The 15,152-nt window shown below is 62.8% G+C and carries 11 protein-coding genes; 7 read left to right on the top strand and 4 right to left on the bottom strand.

Features of this window, described 5'->3' with window-relative positions:
* Positions 1-12 precede the first annotated feature (12 nt).
* Genes tssM through N551_RS0118040 form a run of 4 tightly spaced genes read left to right on the top strand, consistent with a single transcriptional unit; the run spans position 13 to position 6,841 of the window.
* Entirely contained in the window at positions 13-3,558 is a 3,546-nt protein-coding gene (gene tssM, locus N551_RS0118055) for a type VI secretion system membrane subunit TssM (RefSeq protein WP_027568107.1), read from the top strand.
* A complete protein-coding gene (gene tagF / locus N551_RS0118050) occupies positions 3,555-4,256 on the top strand; it encodes a type VI secretion system-associated protein TagF (RefSeq protein ID WP_027568106.1) in 702 nt (233 codons plus the stop codon). The genes tssM and tagF overlap by 4 nt, the downstream gene beginning before the upstream one ends.
* A 6-nt stretch (positions 4,257-4,262) precedes the next feature.
* A complete protein-coding gene (locus N551_RS0118045; protein ID WP_027568105.1) occupies positions 4,263-5,039 on the top strand; it encodes a PP2C family serine/threonine-protein phosphatase in 777 nt (258 codons plus the stop codon).
* Positions 5,036-6,841, top strand: a complete 1,806-nt coding sequence (locus N551_RS0118040; protein ID WP_027568104.1) for a serine/threonine-protein kinase — start codon at positions 5,036-5,038, stop codon at positions 6,839-6,841. The genes N551_RS0118045 and N551_RS0118040 overlap by 4 nt, the downstream gene beginning before the upstream one ends.
* 109 nt (positions 6,842-6,950) lie before the next feature.
* Here N551_RS0118040 and N551_RS0118035 read toward each other — a convergent pair whose 3' ends face one another.
* On the bottom strand, positions 6,951-7,979 hold the full coding sequence (locus N551_RS0118035) for a DUF4424 domain-containing protein (protein WP_245287807.1): 1,029 nt from the start codon (positions 7,977-7,979) through the stop codon (positions 6,951-6,953).
* A 51-nt stretch (positions 7,980-8,030) separates the two neighbouring features.
* Positions 8,031-8,312: a hypothetical protein gene (locus N551_RS0118030; protein WP_027568102.1), complete on the bottom strand. Its 282-nt coding sequence runs from the start codon at positions 8,310-8,312 to the stop codon at positions 8,031-8,033.
* 158 nt (positions 8,313-8,470) lie between these two features.
* Here N551_RS0118030 and N551_RS0118025 point away from each other — a divergent pair, with 158 nt between their 5' ends.
* The 3 genes from N551_RS0118025 to N551_RS0118015 all read left to right on the top strand — a co-directional run bounded on the left by N551_RS0118025 (position 8,471) and on the right by N551_RS0118015 (position 12,818).
* Positions 8,471-10,237 carry a hypothetical protein gene (locus tag N551_RS0118025; protein ID WP_027568101.1) on the top strand — a complete coding sequence of 589 codons (1,767 nt, stop codon included), beginning with the start codon at positions 8,471-8,473 and terminating at the stop codon, positions 10,235-10,237.
* Positions 10,238-10,375: 138 nt separating this feature from the next.
* Entirely contained in the window at positions 10,376-12,139 is a 1,764-nt protein-coding gene (locus N551_RS0118020) for a caspase family protein (RefSeq protein WP_245287801.1), read from the top strand.
* On the top strand, positions 12,129-12,818 hold the full coding sequence (locus N551_RS0118015) for a DUF4384 domain-containing protein (RefSeq protein WP_245287800.1): 690 nt from the start codon (positions 12,129-12,131) through the stop codon (positions 12,816-12,818). Before N551_RS0118020 ends, N551_RS0118015 begins: the two co-directional genes overlap by 11 nt.
* Before the next feature lie 19 nt (positions 12,819-12,837).
* On the opposite strand, the gene N551_RS0118010 is transcribed toward N551_RS0118015, so the two are convergent.
* Entirely contained in the window at positions 12,838-14,016 is a 1,179-nt protein-coding gene (locus N551_RS0118010) for a hypothetical protein (RefSeq protein WP_027568098.1), read from the bottom strand.
* A gap of 91 nt (positions 14,017-14,107) precedes the next feature.
* Positions 14,108-15,136, bottom strand: coding sequence for a hypothetical protein (locus tag N551_RS0118005; protein WP_027568097.1), 1,029 nt, complete (start codon positions 15,134-15,136; stop codon positions 14,108-14,110).
* Positions 15,137-15,152: the final 16 nt, after the last annotated feature.

Raw genomic sequence — 15,152 nt, 5'->3', positions numbered from 1 at the left:
AGGTACCGGTCAATGCTCGCCAAGGATATTATCCGCATCATTCTTTACGGAGTTGGGCTCAGCTCGCTCGGCTGCGTGATCTATTTCGCCGGTCCCTTCATCGCATTTGGCGACTGGCACCCACTCGAGAACCACATTATCCGCCAGATCGCAATTCTGCTGCTCACCACGGCGGCGGCTGGCATCGGCGGCTTCAGCTACTTCAAGCGACGCAAGAACGCCGAGAAGATCGCCGACGGGATCAGCGCGTCCGATCAGCCTGTCAGCGACGAACCGGTGCTCAAAGAGCGCATGAAGGATGCGCTCGCGACGCTGAAGACCGCAAGCGGAAACAAGTCGGGCTACCTCTACGATCTGCCCTGGTACGTCATCATCGGGCCACCCGGCGCCGGCAAGACCACAGCGCTGGTGAATTCCGGGCTCAAATTTCCGCTTGCACGCGGGGCAACGCCGGCGGCGATCGCGGGGGTCGGCGGTACACGCTACTGCGATTGGTGGTTTACCGAAGAGGCCGTGCTGATCGACACCGCCGGCCGCTACACGACCCAGGACTCCAACAGCAAGGCTGACAAGGAAAGCTGGCTGGCTTTTCTCGACATCCTGAAAAAGAGCAGGTCGCGCCAGCCGATCAACGGCGTTCTCGTCGCCATCAGTGTCGAGGATGTGCTGATGCTGCCGAAGCAGGAACTCGTGCTTCACGCCGACGCCGTCAGGATGCGCCTGCTCGAATTGCATCAGAGGCTCAAGGTCAGCTTCCCGGTCTATGCCCTCTTCACCAAGACCGATCTGGTCGCCGGCTTCACCGAATATTTCGCCTATCTCGGCGAGGCCGGTCGCCGTCAGGTCTGGGGCGCCACGTTCCAGACCGCCGACAAGACCCAGAATCTGGTGGGGCAGATTCCGGTCGAGTTTGACCGTCTGCTGGAGCGCCTGAGCGAGGAGACGCTTGATCGTCTGCAGGACGAACCGACGCCGCAACACCGCGTCCAATTGTTTGGTTTCCCCGCGCAGATGGCGCGCCTCAAGCCCCAGATCCACGACTTCCTCAACCAGATATTCGAGCCGACGCGCTATCACGTCAATGCGAACCTGCGCGGGTTCTACTTCACCTCGGGTACCCAGCAGGGGACGCCGATCGACCAGTTGATCGGGTCGCTTGCGCGGACGTTCGGCGCCGAGGAGGTCGGTTCCGGATCCTATTCAGGAACGGGCAAGAGCTACTTCCTTGCGGATCTCATTTCCAAAGTCATCATCGGTGAGGCTGACTGGGTCTCGACTGATCGTGCTGCGGTCCGCCGCGCGCTGATCATCAAGACCGCGGCGCTGTCCTTGATCAGCCTTGTCTCGATCGGGCTGATCGCGGCGTGGTTGACGAGCTACAAGCGCAATTCCGACCTGATCGAGCAGAGCCTGCAGGCGGACAGCGAATATGCAGCCGCCGGGGCGCCGCTCATCAAGCAGACGCTGATCGACGATCACGATCTCGACAAGGTGTTGCCGCTGCTCTATCGACTGCGCAACGCGCCCGCAGGCTACGGATTGCGCAACGAGGCGGTGCCCCTGTCGGCCCGCTACGGCCTCAGCCAGCATCAACGCCTGCTGTCGCCCTCCAAGGCCGCCTATCACGCCGCGCTCGAACGCATGTTCCGGCCGCGCCTGCTGTATCGCCTGGAGGAGCAGCTCAATGCGCGCATCAACGAGCCCGCGTTCGTTTACGAGGCGCTCAAGGTCTACCTGATGCTCGGCGGCCTGCAGTCGCCAGACCGCGAGCTGATCCGCTCCTGGATGCAGCGCGACTGGCAGGACAACCTCTATCCCGGCGCAACCAACGCGGAGGGAAGGCGCCTGCTCGATGAGAATCTCACCGCGATGTTCGACCTCGAGACGGAGCAGCCGCCGCTTGTCCAGCTCGACGGCCGGCTGATCAAGCAGGCGCAGAACTCGCTCGCGCGCCTCAGCGTGTCGCAGCGCGCGTACGAGTTCCTGAAATCCGAGGCGCGGTCATCAACCGCAGGCGACTGGATCGCCGCCCGGCGCGGTGGTCCTGATATGGCCATCGTGTTCGAAACTACGACGGGGCAGCCTCTGGACGCTGTGCGGGTGCCCCAGTTCTTTACGTATAGCGGCTTCGAGCAAAACTTCGTCGCGAAACTGCCGGGATTGTCGGAGCGCATGAAGAAGGAGCGCTGGGTGCTGGGCGATGCCGGCCAGCAATCGGCCATCGACCAGCAGTACGACAACCTCGCCGGCGACCTCTTGAATATTTATTCCAACGAATTTGTCACGACGTGGCGAACCGCACTGGGCAGCTTGCGTCTGAAAAAACTGCTCGCCGACAAGCCAAAATACGAGGTGCTGCGGGCTCTTTCCGCGCCAACCTCACCGATGCGGCAAATCCTGGAATCGGTGCGCGCCGAGACGGTGCTGACCAAGGAGCGGCCGAAGCCGGCGAACGCAGCGGCGCCTGCGGCGGCCGCGCCGGCACCGGCTCTTTTCACCAACGCCCAGGATGGACCGCCCGGGGCGACAATCGAAGCGCAGTTCAAGCCCTATCATGCGGTGCTGGAAGGCGACAGCACGCACCGTCCGATCGACTCGACCATCGCCAACCTGAACGATATCGCGCAGAACCTGACGCTGATGATCGAGAATCCACAATTGACCGCGCAGGCGACCGCTTCGCTTCAGACCCAGGTAGCAGCCCTGCGCAATAATGCCTCCCGCATGCCGCCGCCGTTCTCCGACATGTTGCGCGCGGCGGCTGCGGAGTTTGAAGGCAACATCGCGGCATCGACGGCCGGACAGATTCTGCAGACCTTGCGCGATCAGGTCACGCCGGTCTGCCAGCAGACGGTGAGCAATCGCTACCCGTTCGTCCGCGGTAGCAATCAAGAGGTTCCGCTCGCCGACTTTGCCAAGGTGTTCAGTCCGAACGGCGTCATGGACAAGTTTTTCACCCAGTACCTCGCGCCTTACGCCGACACCTCGAAATCGGACTGGGCTTGGCGAAAGGAAAGTCCCGTCGGACGATCGTTCTCTCCCGACACGCTGAAGCAGTTCCAGAATGCGGCCTATATCCGTGATGCTTTCTTCCAGACCGGCGGCAGCGTGCCTGCAGTATCGTTCGCGATCCGGCCGCCGGGCGCATCCGGACCCGGCGTGACGGTGAAGACGGAGATCGGCGGTACTACAATCGCGAGCCCGATCACGCCAGGCGCGCCGACCGCCTCGCCGATGTTCGGTGGTGCGCAACCTCCGCCGCCGCCACCGCAACCGCAAAGCAACCCACCGACAACCGTGCTCTGGCCGGGCCCATCGCCGCGAACCGCGATTTCGGTGAGCAACGATACCGGAGCGCCATCCATTCTCGAGCGCATCGGCCCCTGGTCGTTGTTCCGGATGCTGGAGGCGGGCTCTTTGGCTGTGAAGGCGGAAAGCGCCAGTGCGACTTTCATCGTTGCCGGACGGGAGCTCAACTATCAGATTTCGACCGGATCGTTGCGCAATCCCCTCAACCTGTCCGTGCTCCGCGAGTTTCGTTGCCCGACCGGAATATGACCATGCGTTGCGGACTATTCGGCAAGATCGGCGCCAAACGCGATTTCATCGCGATTGCAACGCCGCGCAGCTTCCTGGAAGCCTGGGAGCCGTGGGTGCAGGCTGGGCTGTCTGCAAGTCGCCATCAGCTTGGCTCGGGCTGGCAGCAGGCCTTCCTCACTGCGCCGGTGTGGCGCTTCTGGCTCGGCGCTGCGATCTGCGGCACCACGGTGACAGGGGCAATCATGCCTTCGCTCGATGGGGTGGGACGATACTATCCGTTGACGCTGCATGCGGTGAGCGACGAGATCGCCTTGTTGCCGCCGCCGGGCACCGACCCGCAGGATGAATGGTTCGCCAAGGCGGAGGCCTTTCTGCTCTCGACCCTGGACCGCGCCGCAACGTTCGAGCAGATCTCGCATTCGCTGGATCGTCTTGCGCTGCCGCGACTACAGCCATCGCTCTCCAATGGGTCGGACGTGACCGCATTGGGCGCAACGGGGGTGGCAGCGCTTTCAGACGTCGGCGCGTTCGCCCAGTCGTTCACCACGCTTGCTGCCGCAAATCCGCAGATTCATGCCGCTGCCAGTTTCTGGTGGACCGCCGGTGGGGAAGGCTTTCCGTCAATGGCGCTGGCTTGTCGCGGATTGCCGGATCCGTTTCACTATTCCACACTGCTGACCGGCGATCTCGGCCGTACAGACTCCGGGGCCGGGTGACGCGCGATGGTACAAGTCGCATCCCTGTTCGATGTTGGCAGCGTCACCCATGCAGGACGGGTGCGGACGCGTAACGAAGATTCCTGCCTGGTCCGGACCGATGTCGGCATGTGGGCGGTCGCAGACGGCATGGGGGGCCACGAGGCCGGCGATCTCGCGAGCCGCATCGTGGTGCAGTCGCTCGATGCAATAGGCATGACAGATTCCGCCGCCGACTTTCTGGCGGAGTGCGAGGAGCGGCTGTTCCGTGCGAACCAGCAGATACTGACGCTCAGCCGGGAACGGCAGGGCGCAACCGTCGGCACCACGGCGGCGGTTCTGCTCGTGCGCGACGGCTATTATGCCTGTATATGGGCAGGCGACAGCCGGGTGTACCTGATCAACCGCAGCGGCATCAACCAGGTGTCTCATGATCACAGCGAGCTGGAGGAACTGATTGCCGGCGGTGCGGTGTCGCGCGAGGACGTCAAGGACTGGCCGAGCAATGCGATCACCCGGGCAGTCGGCGTCGCCGACGATCCGGAGTTCGAAGTCGTGACAGGTCCGGCCGAGCCGGAAGATGTCTTTGTGATCTGCAGCGACGGCCTGACCAGGCATGTGCAGGACGACGAGATCCTGCAGTATGCAGCCATGCAGCGCGCGCAGGCGGCTTGCGATGATCTGCTTGCTTTGGCTCTGGATCGAGGAGGGCTCGACAACGTGACGATCGTAGTGGTGCGGCTGCTGACGCCTCGATCCTCGGAGCCGACGAGAACGCCGCTGGATCGGGAGCCGCAAGCATGAACTCCAACGATCCGTTCCGGTCGAACTATCGCAGTGTGCCGCCCGGCACCCGGCTCAACGGCATCTACGAGATCGAAGCGGTGATCGGTGCGGGCGGGATGGGCGAGGTCTACAAGTGCCGTGAGATCCAGACCGGATCGCCGGTTGCCGTGAAGATGCTGTTGCCCGACATGGTCGAAAACGAGGCGGCGCTTGCGCTGTTCCGGCGCGAGGCGGCGGCACTCCACAATCTTCCGCACGATGCGATCGTTCGCTATTTCCTGTTCACGGTAGAGCCTGTGCTGCAGCGGCCATATCTCGCGATGGAGTTCGTGAACGGCCGCTCGCTGTCGAACATGTTTGACGAAGGACCGTTGACCTTCGAGGCGCTGGTGAAGCTGATGCAGCGTGTCGCGTCCGGGCTGGATGCCGCCCACGAGCATGGCATCATCCATCGCGACGTCTCTCCGGACAACATCATCGTCCCGCTCGATGATGTGAGGCGCGCCAAGATCATAGATTTCGGTATCGCGCGATCGACCCAGATGGGTGAAAAGACCATTATCGGCTCAGGCTTTGCCGGCAAGGACAATTACGCGTCGCCGGAACAGGTCGGGCTGTACGGCAATGAGGTGACCGCCAAATCCGACGTCTACAGCTTTGGCCTCGTGCTGTTTCATGCGCTGACGGGACAGAAGCTCGACATGGGCGGGAGCCAGTTTCAGCTGGTTGAGAAGCGCCGGCGCGTACCCGATCTCGGTGCGGTAGACATGCGCATCAGGCCTTTGCTGGAGCAGATGCTGCAGCCCGATCCGGCGTTGCGTCCAACCATGGCGGAAGTCGCCAGCTGGACGCCGACCGGTTTGGCTCGCACATCCACCGCACCGTTGTCCGGCTTCGATCCGCTGGCGCGGCCCGAAAGTGCCGCGCAGGTGCGACAGGACGTGGCGCCATCGACCGCTCCAGGGCGGCGCGCCCCCTGGCTCGGTGTGAGCGTGGCGGCGGTGTTGCTTGTGCTCGGCGGGGGCGGGTATGCTTTATTCGAGCTGGTCCGGTCGGCGCCCGGCGTGCCGACTTTGCCGCCGCCTCCGAAGCTTGCGGGAACGATGTCGCCGACGAAGGCTGAACCCCCGCCAAAGCCCGAACGTCAGGAGACGGCGAAGCTGTCGCCACCGCCGACGGGGACACCCACTCAGCCCAGCGATGGGCCGGCTCGAGCCGACCGCATCCGCAAATACGTGGCCCAATATTCCGGCGGCGACTGCTTCTTCATCTTGCCAGTTGCGGTTAGTCAAACCGCCGCGGTGATCGAAGGCTTCGGTGCTTCGACGGCTCCGTTTGATACGTTCGACAAAGCGTTCAGGCGGGAGCAGGGATTTGAGGCGTCGGTCGGTGTCAGGCAGGTGACCGAGGAACAGTGCCCTGCCGTCAAGTTCCTGAGCCAGCTCGGGAGCGATCAGACGCGGGTGCCGCGCATCACCTTGTCGGCGACGGAGCTAAAGGGAGGCGAAACCCTCAATGGCACCATCGAGAACTTCGCGAACCGCGTAGTGGAGCTGCTCATGGTTTCGGACCGCGGCGAGGTGCAGAGCTTGTCCTACCTTTTGAGGCCGGGGATCGACTCGCTTTCGTTCACACTCCCGACACCGCGCGCGAACGGTCCGCAACTGCTGCTGGCTGTGGCCACGCCGCAGGTTCTTGACTCGTTGCGCCAGCCGCGACCGACAGCCGCTGATACATTCTTCCTGCAGGCGTTGAGCGATTCCCAGCGCAACCATGTGGCGATCACCGCGGCGGCACGCTACGTGTTGCTCACGAACTGATCAGCGCGCCCAGAGCATGATCCGGGAAAAGTTTGAAGCAGTTCCGCTGGGATCATGCTCAATCGACAAGCTAAAGCGCGATGGCAGTTCGTCCCAATATGATCGCGGATTAGAATTTTCCGATCACCAGGATCTTCAGGTCGGTAACCGGTTTGAAGTCGCTTGCCGTATATTCAGGCGTGCCCCCCGCAGACGATGCCTTGAGCCGACCTTGACAGAAGCTGACCAGGCGGTCGCTGCCGCCGGCGTCGATGGTCAGCTTGAACGATCGGATCGGACCTGCCCAGTTAGCGCCGGTCTTCAGCACGTATGATATGCGCCGCTCCTGCAGCTTGGCGCTATTTGCCTGGCCGTCGCCTGCGCGCTTATCAAGCTCGGCGAGGAATGCATCCGTGACGCAATATTGCTTCCGATAACGCGCGACCTCCGGGCTAAGCGCGCTGGTGCGGCGCAGGCTCGCGCGCAGGATCGTGTCTGCGCTGGAGCCGACGCTCGGCCGGTACTGATGTTCAACGACGACGGTGCGCGCGGGCGGGAACACCTGCTGACGCACGGCGGAGGTCCTGGTGACCCAGCCGGGTGCATATTGCTGCCGACCGTTGTCGCTCATGCCGGCAGGCATCAAGAGCCCGTCGTCCACCAGCCGCGTCCGGATTGTTGCGGGCAGGTCGGCTACCCGGATCTCCTGGCTGCCGATGGGCAGCAGCGGCAGCTTGAACTGGCGGAGCTGCGCGCTGACGTCCTTGTCGCCGATCATGGCGCGCTGATCGATGGTCAGCGGCGCCGGGCTGCCGTCGACCTTGGTCTCGAAGTCGACGAAGTTCACCGGGTCGTTCGACGGCAGAGCAATATTGTCGGCTTCCGACAGGTCGATGTCGGGCAGCGGAAAGGCCACAGTCAGCGTAACCGGCTTATTGGTGATGTTGGCGAACTGATACCGAACGCTGACCTTGTCGAGAGCGATACGCAGATCCTCGCTCTCCATGGCCACATCGTTGGTGCGAACGAACTGCAGCCCGCCAATCGACAATTCGGCAGCCGAGTCGTTGGCCCGTGCCGGCCAAGCGGTTGCAACCATCAACGCGGCCATCAGGGCCAGCGGCCGGAACGAAGGCCGGGGCGGCGGTTCATTCACCATGCTACTCTCCATATGGCGTGGCAACATCTGCCGGTTCCGCCCGGCAATGGATCAGTCGAGGGCCTGGTAAAGCTCGCCCCATTCGGACTTCCAGACGCCGTCCGGATCCCACACCACGATCGCGAGCTTGACGTCATTGGCAAGCCGGATCGCGCCGCGAAAGGCATCCTGGGCAGGCAACGGGGCGCTGACCTGGTCATTTGACAGCCGCCCGCCGCTTGCAGCGGCCGGCATCACGACCGATCCAGTGGCGCTGTCATTGTCACGTTTCAGGACCAGCGTGATGGCGTCGGGCTGGACTTCCTTGACCTGTTCAAATCTATTCCTTGTCATGGATTTGCACCGCAAGCTGAAGAATTCGGACTATCACCGTCCAGTGATAGAATTGAACGGGATCGAGATTGGTCACCACTAATTGACGCGCCGCATTCACGGCATCTCGGATTAGTCGGTCCGGCGCGACGATCGGTTCGGGGTACACTGAGGCGAATATGTTTCGTCCATTTTGCTGGACTTGGGTCTTCATCGCCGGTGCCGGCATTTTCGCCGCCGTGGCGCACGCCGAGGATACGGTCGTGCGCAGCTTCGCCGGCGGTTCGGCGCCCTCGATGGTAGGCATCGTTCCCGCCAGCGAGGACGTGGAACTGGGGGGCCCCCAAGCGCTCAGCGCCGACGGGCAGGGCAACCTGTTCGTGCTCGACCAGATCAACGGCCGCATTCTCGAGTTCGATCCCAAACAACCGAACTCCGCCCCAGACGTCCTGAAGATGCCGAAGGATGTCCAGCCGACCGACCTTGTAGTTCACAACGACGACATCATGGTTTGGGACGGCGGCGTGCGCACGTTGAAGGCAGCGGCTCACCAGTCCACGCGTGGGCTCGGCGACGAGATCCAGCTCGAGGAGGTCTCAAGCCGCGGCGTGGACGATCAGGTCGCCGCCTCCGCCTTCGCCCAGATGGGATCGCAGCCGCCAGGCAGCGCAACCGACCTACTCGACCAGAACACGCGCGCGGCCGTCATCGGGCAGGGGCGGCAGCCCGATCGGCAATACATCGCGTCCCGCAGCAAGGGCTCGGTGATCGCCGACATCCTCCCGGACAAGGGCAATTCCAGCGTACGGATCGAGATCCAGACCATGGTCACGAACGAGAGCATTGGCGCGCTCGGTCTGCGGGTGCGCGACCAGCTCGGCACGGTCGAATTTCTCGAGATTGACAACAGCGACCGCTTCTATGTGCTGGCCGAGGACATCCCGCCGTCGGGGAAGAACGCCTCGACCTTCGTCGCACGCTATGCCGCGAACGGTCGTCTCGAAGGAATCTACGAACTGCCACTCGAGAACACCCCGCTGACAAGGCGGTTCGTCACCGTCTCGGGTGATGGCGATGTCTATTTCCTGCGAACCAAGCCAGACGGTGTCGAAGTGGTTGGCGTTGGCTTCAAACCGCTGGGCAACGTGTCGGTCATCGACGTGCGGCCGTCGCAGACCTCAGCGAAGCCGGCCCTGGGCCCCGAGGGCCGGCCCGGCCACGACGTCAAGTTCAGCGCGCCTGCCGCGGTCCGGCCGTCCAATCGTCAGCAGGCGATCGAGACCGCGTTCGCATTCGAAGGCGTGCAGTGGAAGCTGACGCAGGCGAACTATGGCAACGATCCGGATAGCCAGTGCAGCGGCTTCAACCGCATTCGCCGGCCGTGGTATCTACAGGGCAAGGTGAACCAGGAGGTGCGCGGCGTACCCTATTGCTGGGGCTGCCACGGTTCGCTCGCAAACTTCCGGCAGCGGATCGAGAGCGGGACGCTGGCAGGCAACGTCTGCACCCGGAACGCGCCGCGGCCGGACGCAGCGGGCGTTGACTGTTCGGCGTTCGTCAGCGCCGCCTGGGGACTCTCGGTCCACTACACGACCGCCGCCATCCCGGCGATCGCGACGCCCGTGTCGAATCCCTGGGACCTCAAGCCTGGCGATGCGCTCAACAAGCCGGGCTCCCATGTGATGTTATTCCTGCGGTTCACGCCCGATCGCAAGGCGGAGGTGATGGAATCCTCGACCGGTGGATGCAATGGACGCGTCTGCCGCAACGTCTATCCGTTGGCGAGCCTGCTGGCACGTGGCTACAATCCGGTCCGTTTCCGTGCCTTCGCGGATGACCAGGCGACGGTCTCGGCGGACGCCTATCGAGAGGACAATCCGCCGACGGGGCGCAAATCGACGGCTGCCAAAGCCGCGACCAACAAGCCGGCGACCAAGAAGCGCTGAACCCCCGGTGTCCTCGGCGCTACAGATGACTATGAACTACCGCCTCGATCCGACAGTCTGGTTCCGGGGCGGCCTGCATGACGTCGAGGTGGATCAGGGATGCGAAGCTCCAGAGGATTTGACCACAGGTTCGGCCGCTTGTGCGTCGCCATCGCGCTCGCCGTGATGATCGGCCTGCCGCTGCAGCATGCTCGGGCGGCGGAAGCGCTTTCGATCGGCAATCCGGATGGCGGTGCCGTGCGTGGGCTCGTGATCGGCATTGATGATTATCAACACGTCCGCAAGCTGAAGGGGGCGGTCGCCGACGCCGCCGATATCGTCTCCAGCCTGAAGACGATGGGGGTTGGCGACGTCGTCGAGCTGACCAATGCTCAAGCGGACAGGGCGAGCGTGCTGCGCGAAATCAGCGCGATGGTGGAGCGGACAAGGAACAACGATCTCGTCTTTCTGTCGATTGCTGGTCACGGCACGCAGGAGCCGGAGCGCATCAAGGGCTCGGAGCCGGACGGCATGGAGAACGTGTTCCTGCTGCCAGGCTTCGAAACCACGCCGACTGGATCGGTCGAACGTATTCTGGGGAGCGAGTTCAACCACTTCATCCGGCAGTTCGAACTGCGCGGTGCGAAGGTGATTTTCGTCGCGGACACCTGCCACGGCGGCGGAATGGTGCGCGATATCGATCCACGGGCTGAGGAGATGAGCTTTCGCCAGGTGCCTCGCTACACGCTGCTGGTCGATGAATTAAAACCGGTGTCGGACAGCAACGATCCGAAGTCCGAGCTCGATCTCGATCACACCGCGTTCCTGGCCGCCGTTGATCGCAATACCAAGGCCCCGGAAGTGCGAATCCCCGGGATCGATGGCCTGCGCGGGGCTCTCAGCTACGCGGTGGCGCGGGCCGTAGAGGGCAGCGCGGACATCAATCACGATGGCAAGGTGACACTCAAGGAGCTCTTCGCCAACGTTCGCCAGGTCGTCTATCAGCTTTCAGACCAGCGCCAGAACATCGTGACGATATCGTCACCCGCCCAGACGCCGGAGACGGACGTCGCGTTCGAACTGACGCGCGGGGTGGTGCTCATTCAAGGGCCGGCTCCGAGAACCGCCACTGCTCAGGCAACGGTTCCCGCCGATGGGAAGGCGCCCCCCGCACCGGTTGCCACGACGAAGACTCCGACGATGCCAACCCTTGCCGCCGCGCCCAATTCAGCTCCCGGCAATCCAGTTCCGACCGGCACCGCGCTCGCCGGCACCGCACCGGCGCCCATCCGTCTTTCAACGCCAATCCGCCTGGCGGCGCTCGACGGCAAGATGAGCTATTTCTCGGGCGTGAGCACCAAGGATGTCACCGTGCAGGCGGTTCAGCCGACGGACAATCCCGACTTGATCTGGGACCCCGTGTCTCATGACGTGATCGCCTGGGGCGATGTGGTCGCTTACGGGATGGAGGTGGCCAATTTGCCGACGGTCGTGGATCGCACCGCGGCCATCCGCGAGCTCAAGCGAATGGCGACTCGTTCACCCCAGACGATGCGTATTTGGCCGGACGATCGACAGCAGCGCGCCGGCCAGACCATCGAAGTTGAACTGTCCGACGTCGCGGCGAGGGCGCTGTTGCTGTTCAATGTGTCAGGCGATGGAACCATCCAGATGTTGTATCCCGTGGGTACGGATGCGCCGTTGGCCAAATCGCCGAGCTTGCGGCTGCCGCTCAGGGTGGGCGAGCCTTTTGGCGCCGAGCAGATTGTCGCGGTGACCTCGCAGCAGCGCATGACCGACCTTGAGACCGTCCTGATCCAGCTGAATCGGCGTCGTGCATCGGGGCAACTGATCAAGAGTCTCGAGCGTTACCTGCCGGCGGACGCGCGGATCGCCTCGGTCGGCTTCTTCAGTGCTCCCTGACAGTTTGACCGGGGGAGCCATGTTGCCATCGGAGCCGATCCGCCGCGAGCGAATATACCTCGCGTTGCTGCTCCTGTTGACGGGCGGGCCCGCGCACTCAGCGCCATTGCCCCCGGAATCCCCGCATGCAAGCCCGGCGATCGCTTCATCGCTTTGGCGCATCCAGGTCACGCGCGGACAGACCAGTGCGGTGCAGAGCAATTCCGCGAACGTGTCCCTCGAGATCCTGCCGGGTCCGACGGTCGAGGTCGGCGGCAAGGTATCGTTCGGCGTAACTTCCAGGAAAAAGGGCTATCTCATTCTGGTCGATGTGGATGCGGAAGGACGCATGTCCCAGATCTTTCCGACTCCCGAGTTGGTGGAGCAATCGGACGAACGCGACATCAATCTTGTCAAACCCGGCGTCCAGTTCATCGTGCCGACGCCGACAGCGCGGCAACGTGGCTTCGAGTATGTCGTTGCCCCCCCGACCGGCGCGGCAATCATGGTTGCGATCATCAGCGAGCGGCGTGTGCAATTGCTCGATTTGCCGGATCTCCCGCGCAAGCTGCAGAGCCAAGCCGACGCGTTGAGCTACCTGGCGGCCTGGACCAGCGAGTTGCGTCTGCCGGACAGCGCCAACGGAAGACTGCTGTCGAACAATTGGTCGCTGGACGTCAAGTCTTATTCCATCAAGTAAGCCCGGGCCTTCGACTGGCTCAGAACTTGAAACCAAGCGTGAGCGTGCCGGATGTTTCCATCTTGCCGTCAACCGAGCAACTGCCGTTGAGCGCGATGTTGACACGCCCGAACTTCGCGACGTCGACGTTGACTCCGACGCGGGAGAAATCGGTTGGCGAACTCGGGATCATAAAATTCACGTTGTCGAGCGCCCAGAAGGGCAGCTTGCCCTGCAAGTCGGTTTTCCAGAGCAGTTCGACAAAAATATGCCGCAACGCGTCCGGGTCGACGATGATGGTACCTTTGCTGTCCCTGACCACAAAGCCCATCTCGTCGATGTGAAAGTTGCAGATCCGCTTCGCGACGGCACAGTGCACCGAGGTGAGATCGGGCAGGATCTTTGAATCGCCGAACCGAGCCGAAGCCTTGGGATCAATCGCCGGCCCGGTTCGCGGGTCGGTCGTCGCAACCGGTCTTTCTTCCGGAAATGTCTGCCAGATTTGCCGAAAGCCGATGCCCTCGGTTGCCAGGAACGAGGCATTGCCGGCGAAATGACCGCGGCCGGATCGTTCTCCACGAAAAAAAACACTGTTGCCGGCGGGATACTTCAGATTCGTCAGCACGTCGAGAAGCCGGTTGTGATCCTTGGCGACGAAATTGATGCCGTCGAGCACGAGCCGTCCTGCCTCCAGATGCGAACCGATGTGCTCGTCGAGATCGACACCAAGACCCTCCACCCGCCGGTAGATATTCCTGAACACCTCGGTGTCTCTCGCCGTAACGACCCGGGCCCGTCGCAGCGCGTCGAGACGCCGCTCATCATCTTTCTCCAGAATGTAGATCCGGCACAGCCCGGGCCGGTCGATCGCAATGTCGAGATGCACGTGAGGAGCTTTTCCGGTCTGCGTGAAGCCGACGCTCTTGACGCCTGCCTTCAGCCACGGGTCATAACCCGGCATGTCGATCTGGTCAGAACCGAGCCGCGGCGCCTTGCCGGCGGCAGCGAGCAATTGCCGCCAGTTGTCGCACATGAAGTCAAAGCCAAGCGGATTCCAGTACGGCACAAGGTCGTGGATTTTATAGAAGCCGTAGAGCTGAATGCCGGCTTCGTGCAGCTTCAGCGCGACCTTGTTCATGTCCGCCCGCATCGCGGCGCGGTCCTGCCCCGCGTTGCCGGCCATCGGTGCGGTGTTCGGGTCGAAGGGGCTGCCCGTCATCTGCGAAGGTCTCCTCGCGTCGCCACGGCGGAAGCTAACAGGTGGCCGGTTGGCCGCCTAGTCCGCGATGCCGCAGCCGTGACCGCAAAGTCTACAGCTTGCTCAACCGGCCGTAGAAACCGCCCCTGGCGATCATGTAATGAATGTCTTTCGGAAAAGGAAAAGCGTCGCGAACGCTTGAAATCGCCGTTTTGAGGAATTCACCGTGATGCGACGCGGGCTTGTGGCCGAGGGGAGCTTGGTCGGCGACCTGCGGAATCATGAAGCGGTCCACGTAAGCTGGATCCAGATCATTGACCCTGACCATCTGCCCGAAGGCTGGAAAAGCGTCATAGTGACCTACGCTCACATTGAGGTTCTTGAGGGCAGGGCGCGGCGATGGAGCACGATCGCCATCGGGCGTTGCTAGTCCGCGTCCGAGCAAGTCCAGCTTCACCGATTGCGAAAGCGTCGACGGACCGTAGACGATCTCGAGTGCGCAGGTGCTCTGCGCGGACAACCATTGGTACCAGAAAATCGCATCATCGGGATGTGCCATCGCGCCATAGAGGCAGTCAAATCCCCAGCAAGCCGACAGGTTGGGCTGATATTTTCCGAGGCTTCCGACCAGATTGCGCATCCCGTTCCCCCCGCCAGAATGGCAGGCGATGATGAGCTTACCGACCCGGAGTTGGGGTACGCTCTCCGAGCCAAGCTTGGTCCCGAAGCCGGAACCGGTTCCGAGAGCAGGAGCCAGCCACTTGGCAAGAGCCCCTAGTATTTCGTCGAGGTAGCGTTCGCCCCATTTGGCGGAGGCCAGATCCTTGACGCTGTAGTTGCCGGCGAAGCTGTCGCCGAGGGCATATTCGTAGCCCAGAAATGGCGCAATAAGCACAACGTCCCTGCCAGAATCCCGGACCTGTTCGCGCAAGCGCGCGGGATCATTGCGGAACAGGTATTCATGATCCCTGACATAGAATCCATGCAGCCAGAGCACGACGTCGAATTTGGTGGCGGTCGTGAGGTGCTTCGGCGGGAGATAGACCGCCGTCGGCCTCATGCCGGGCGCCTGCCGTTTGGTGAAGAGGGTCACACCTGGAAAGGTGCCGATATCCTTCTGCTCCAGTTCACACGTTGTCACTCAGATCGCTCCGCTT

It is taken from the genome of Bradyrhizobium sp. URHA0013, from assembly GCF_000518345.1.
Taxonomy (GTDB): Bacteria; Pseudomonadota; Alphaproteobacteria; order Rhizobiales; family Xanthobacteraceae; genus Bradyrhizobium.
This window is presented reverse-complemented; position numbering and strand designations above follow the sequence as displayed.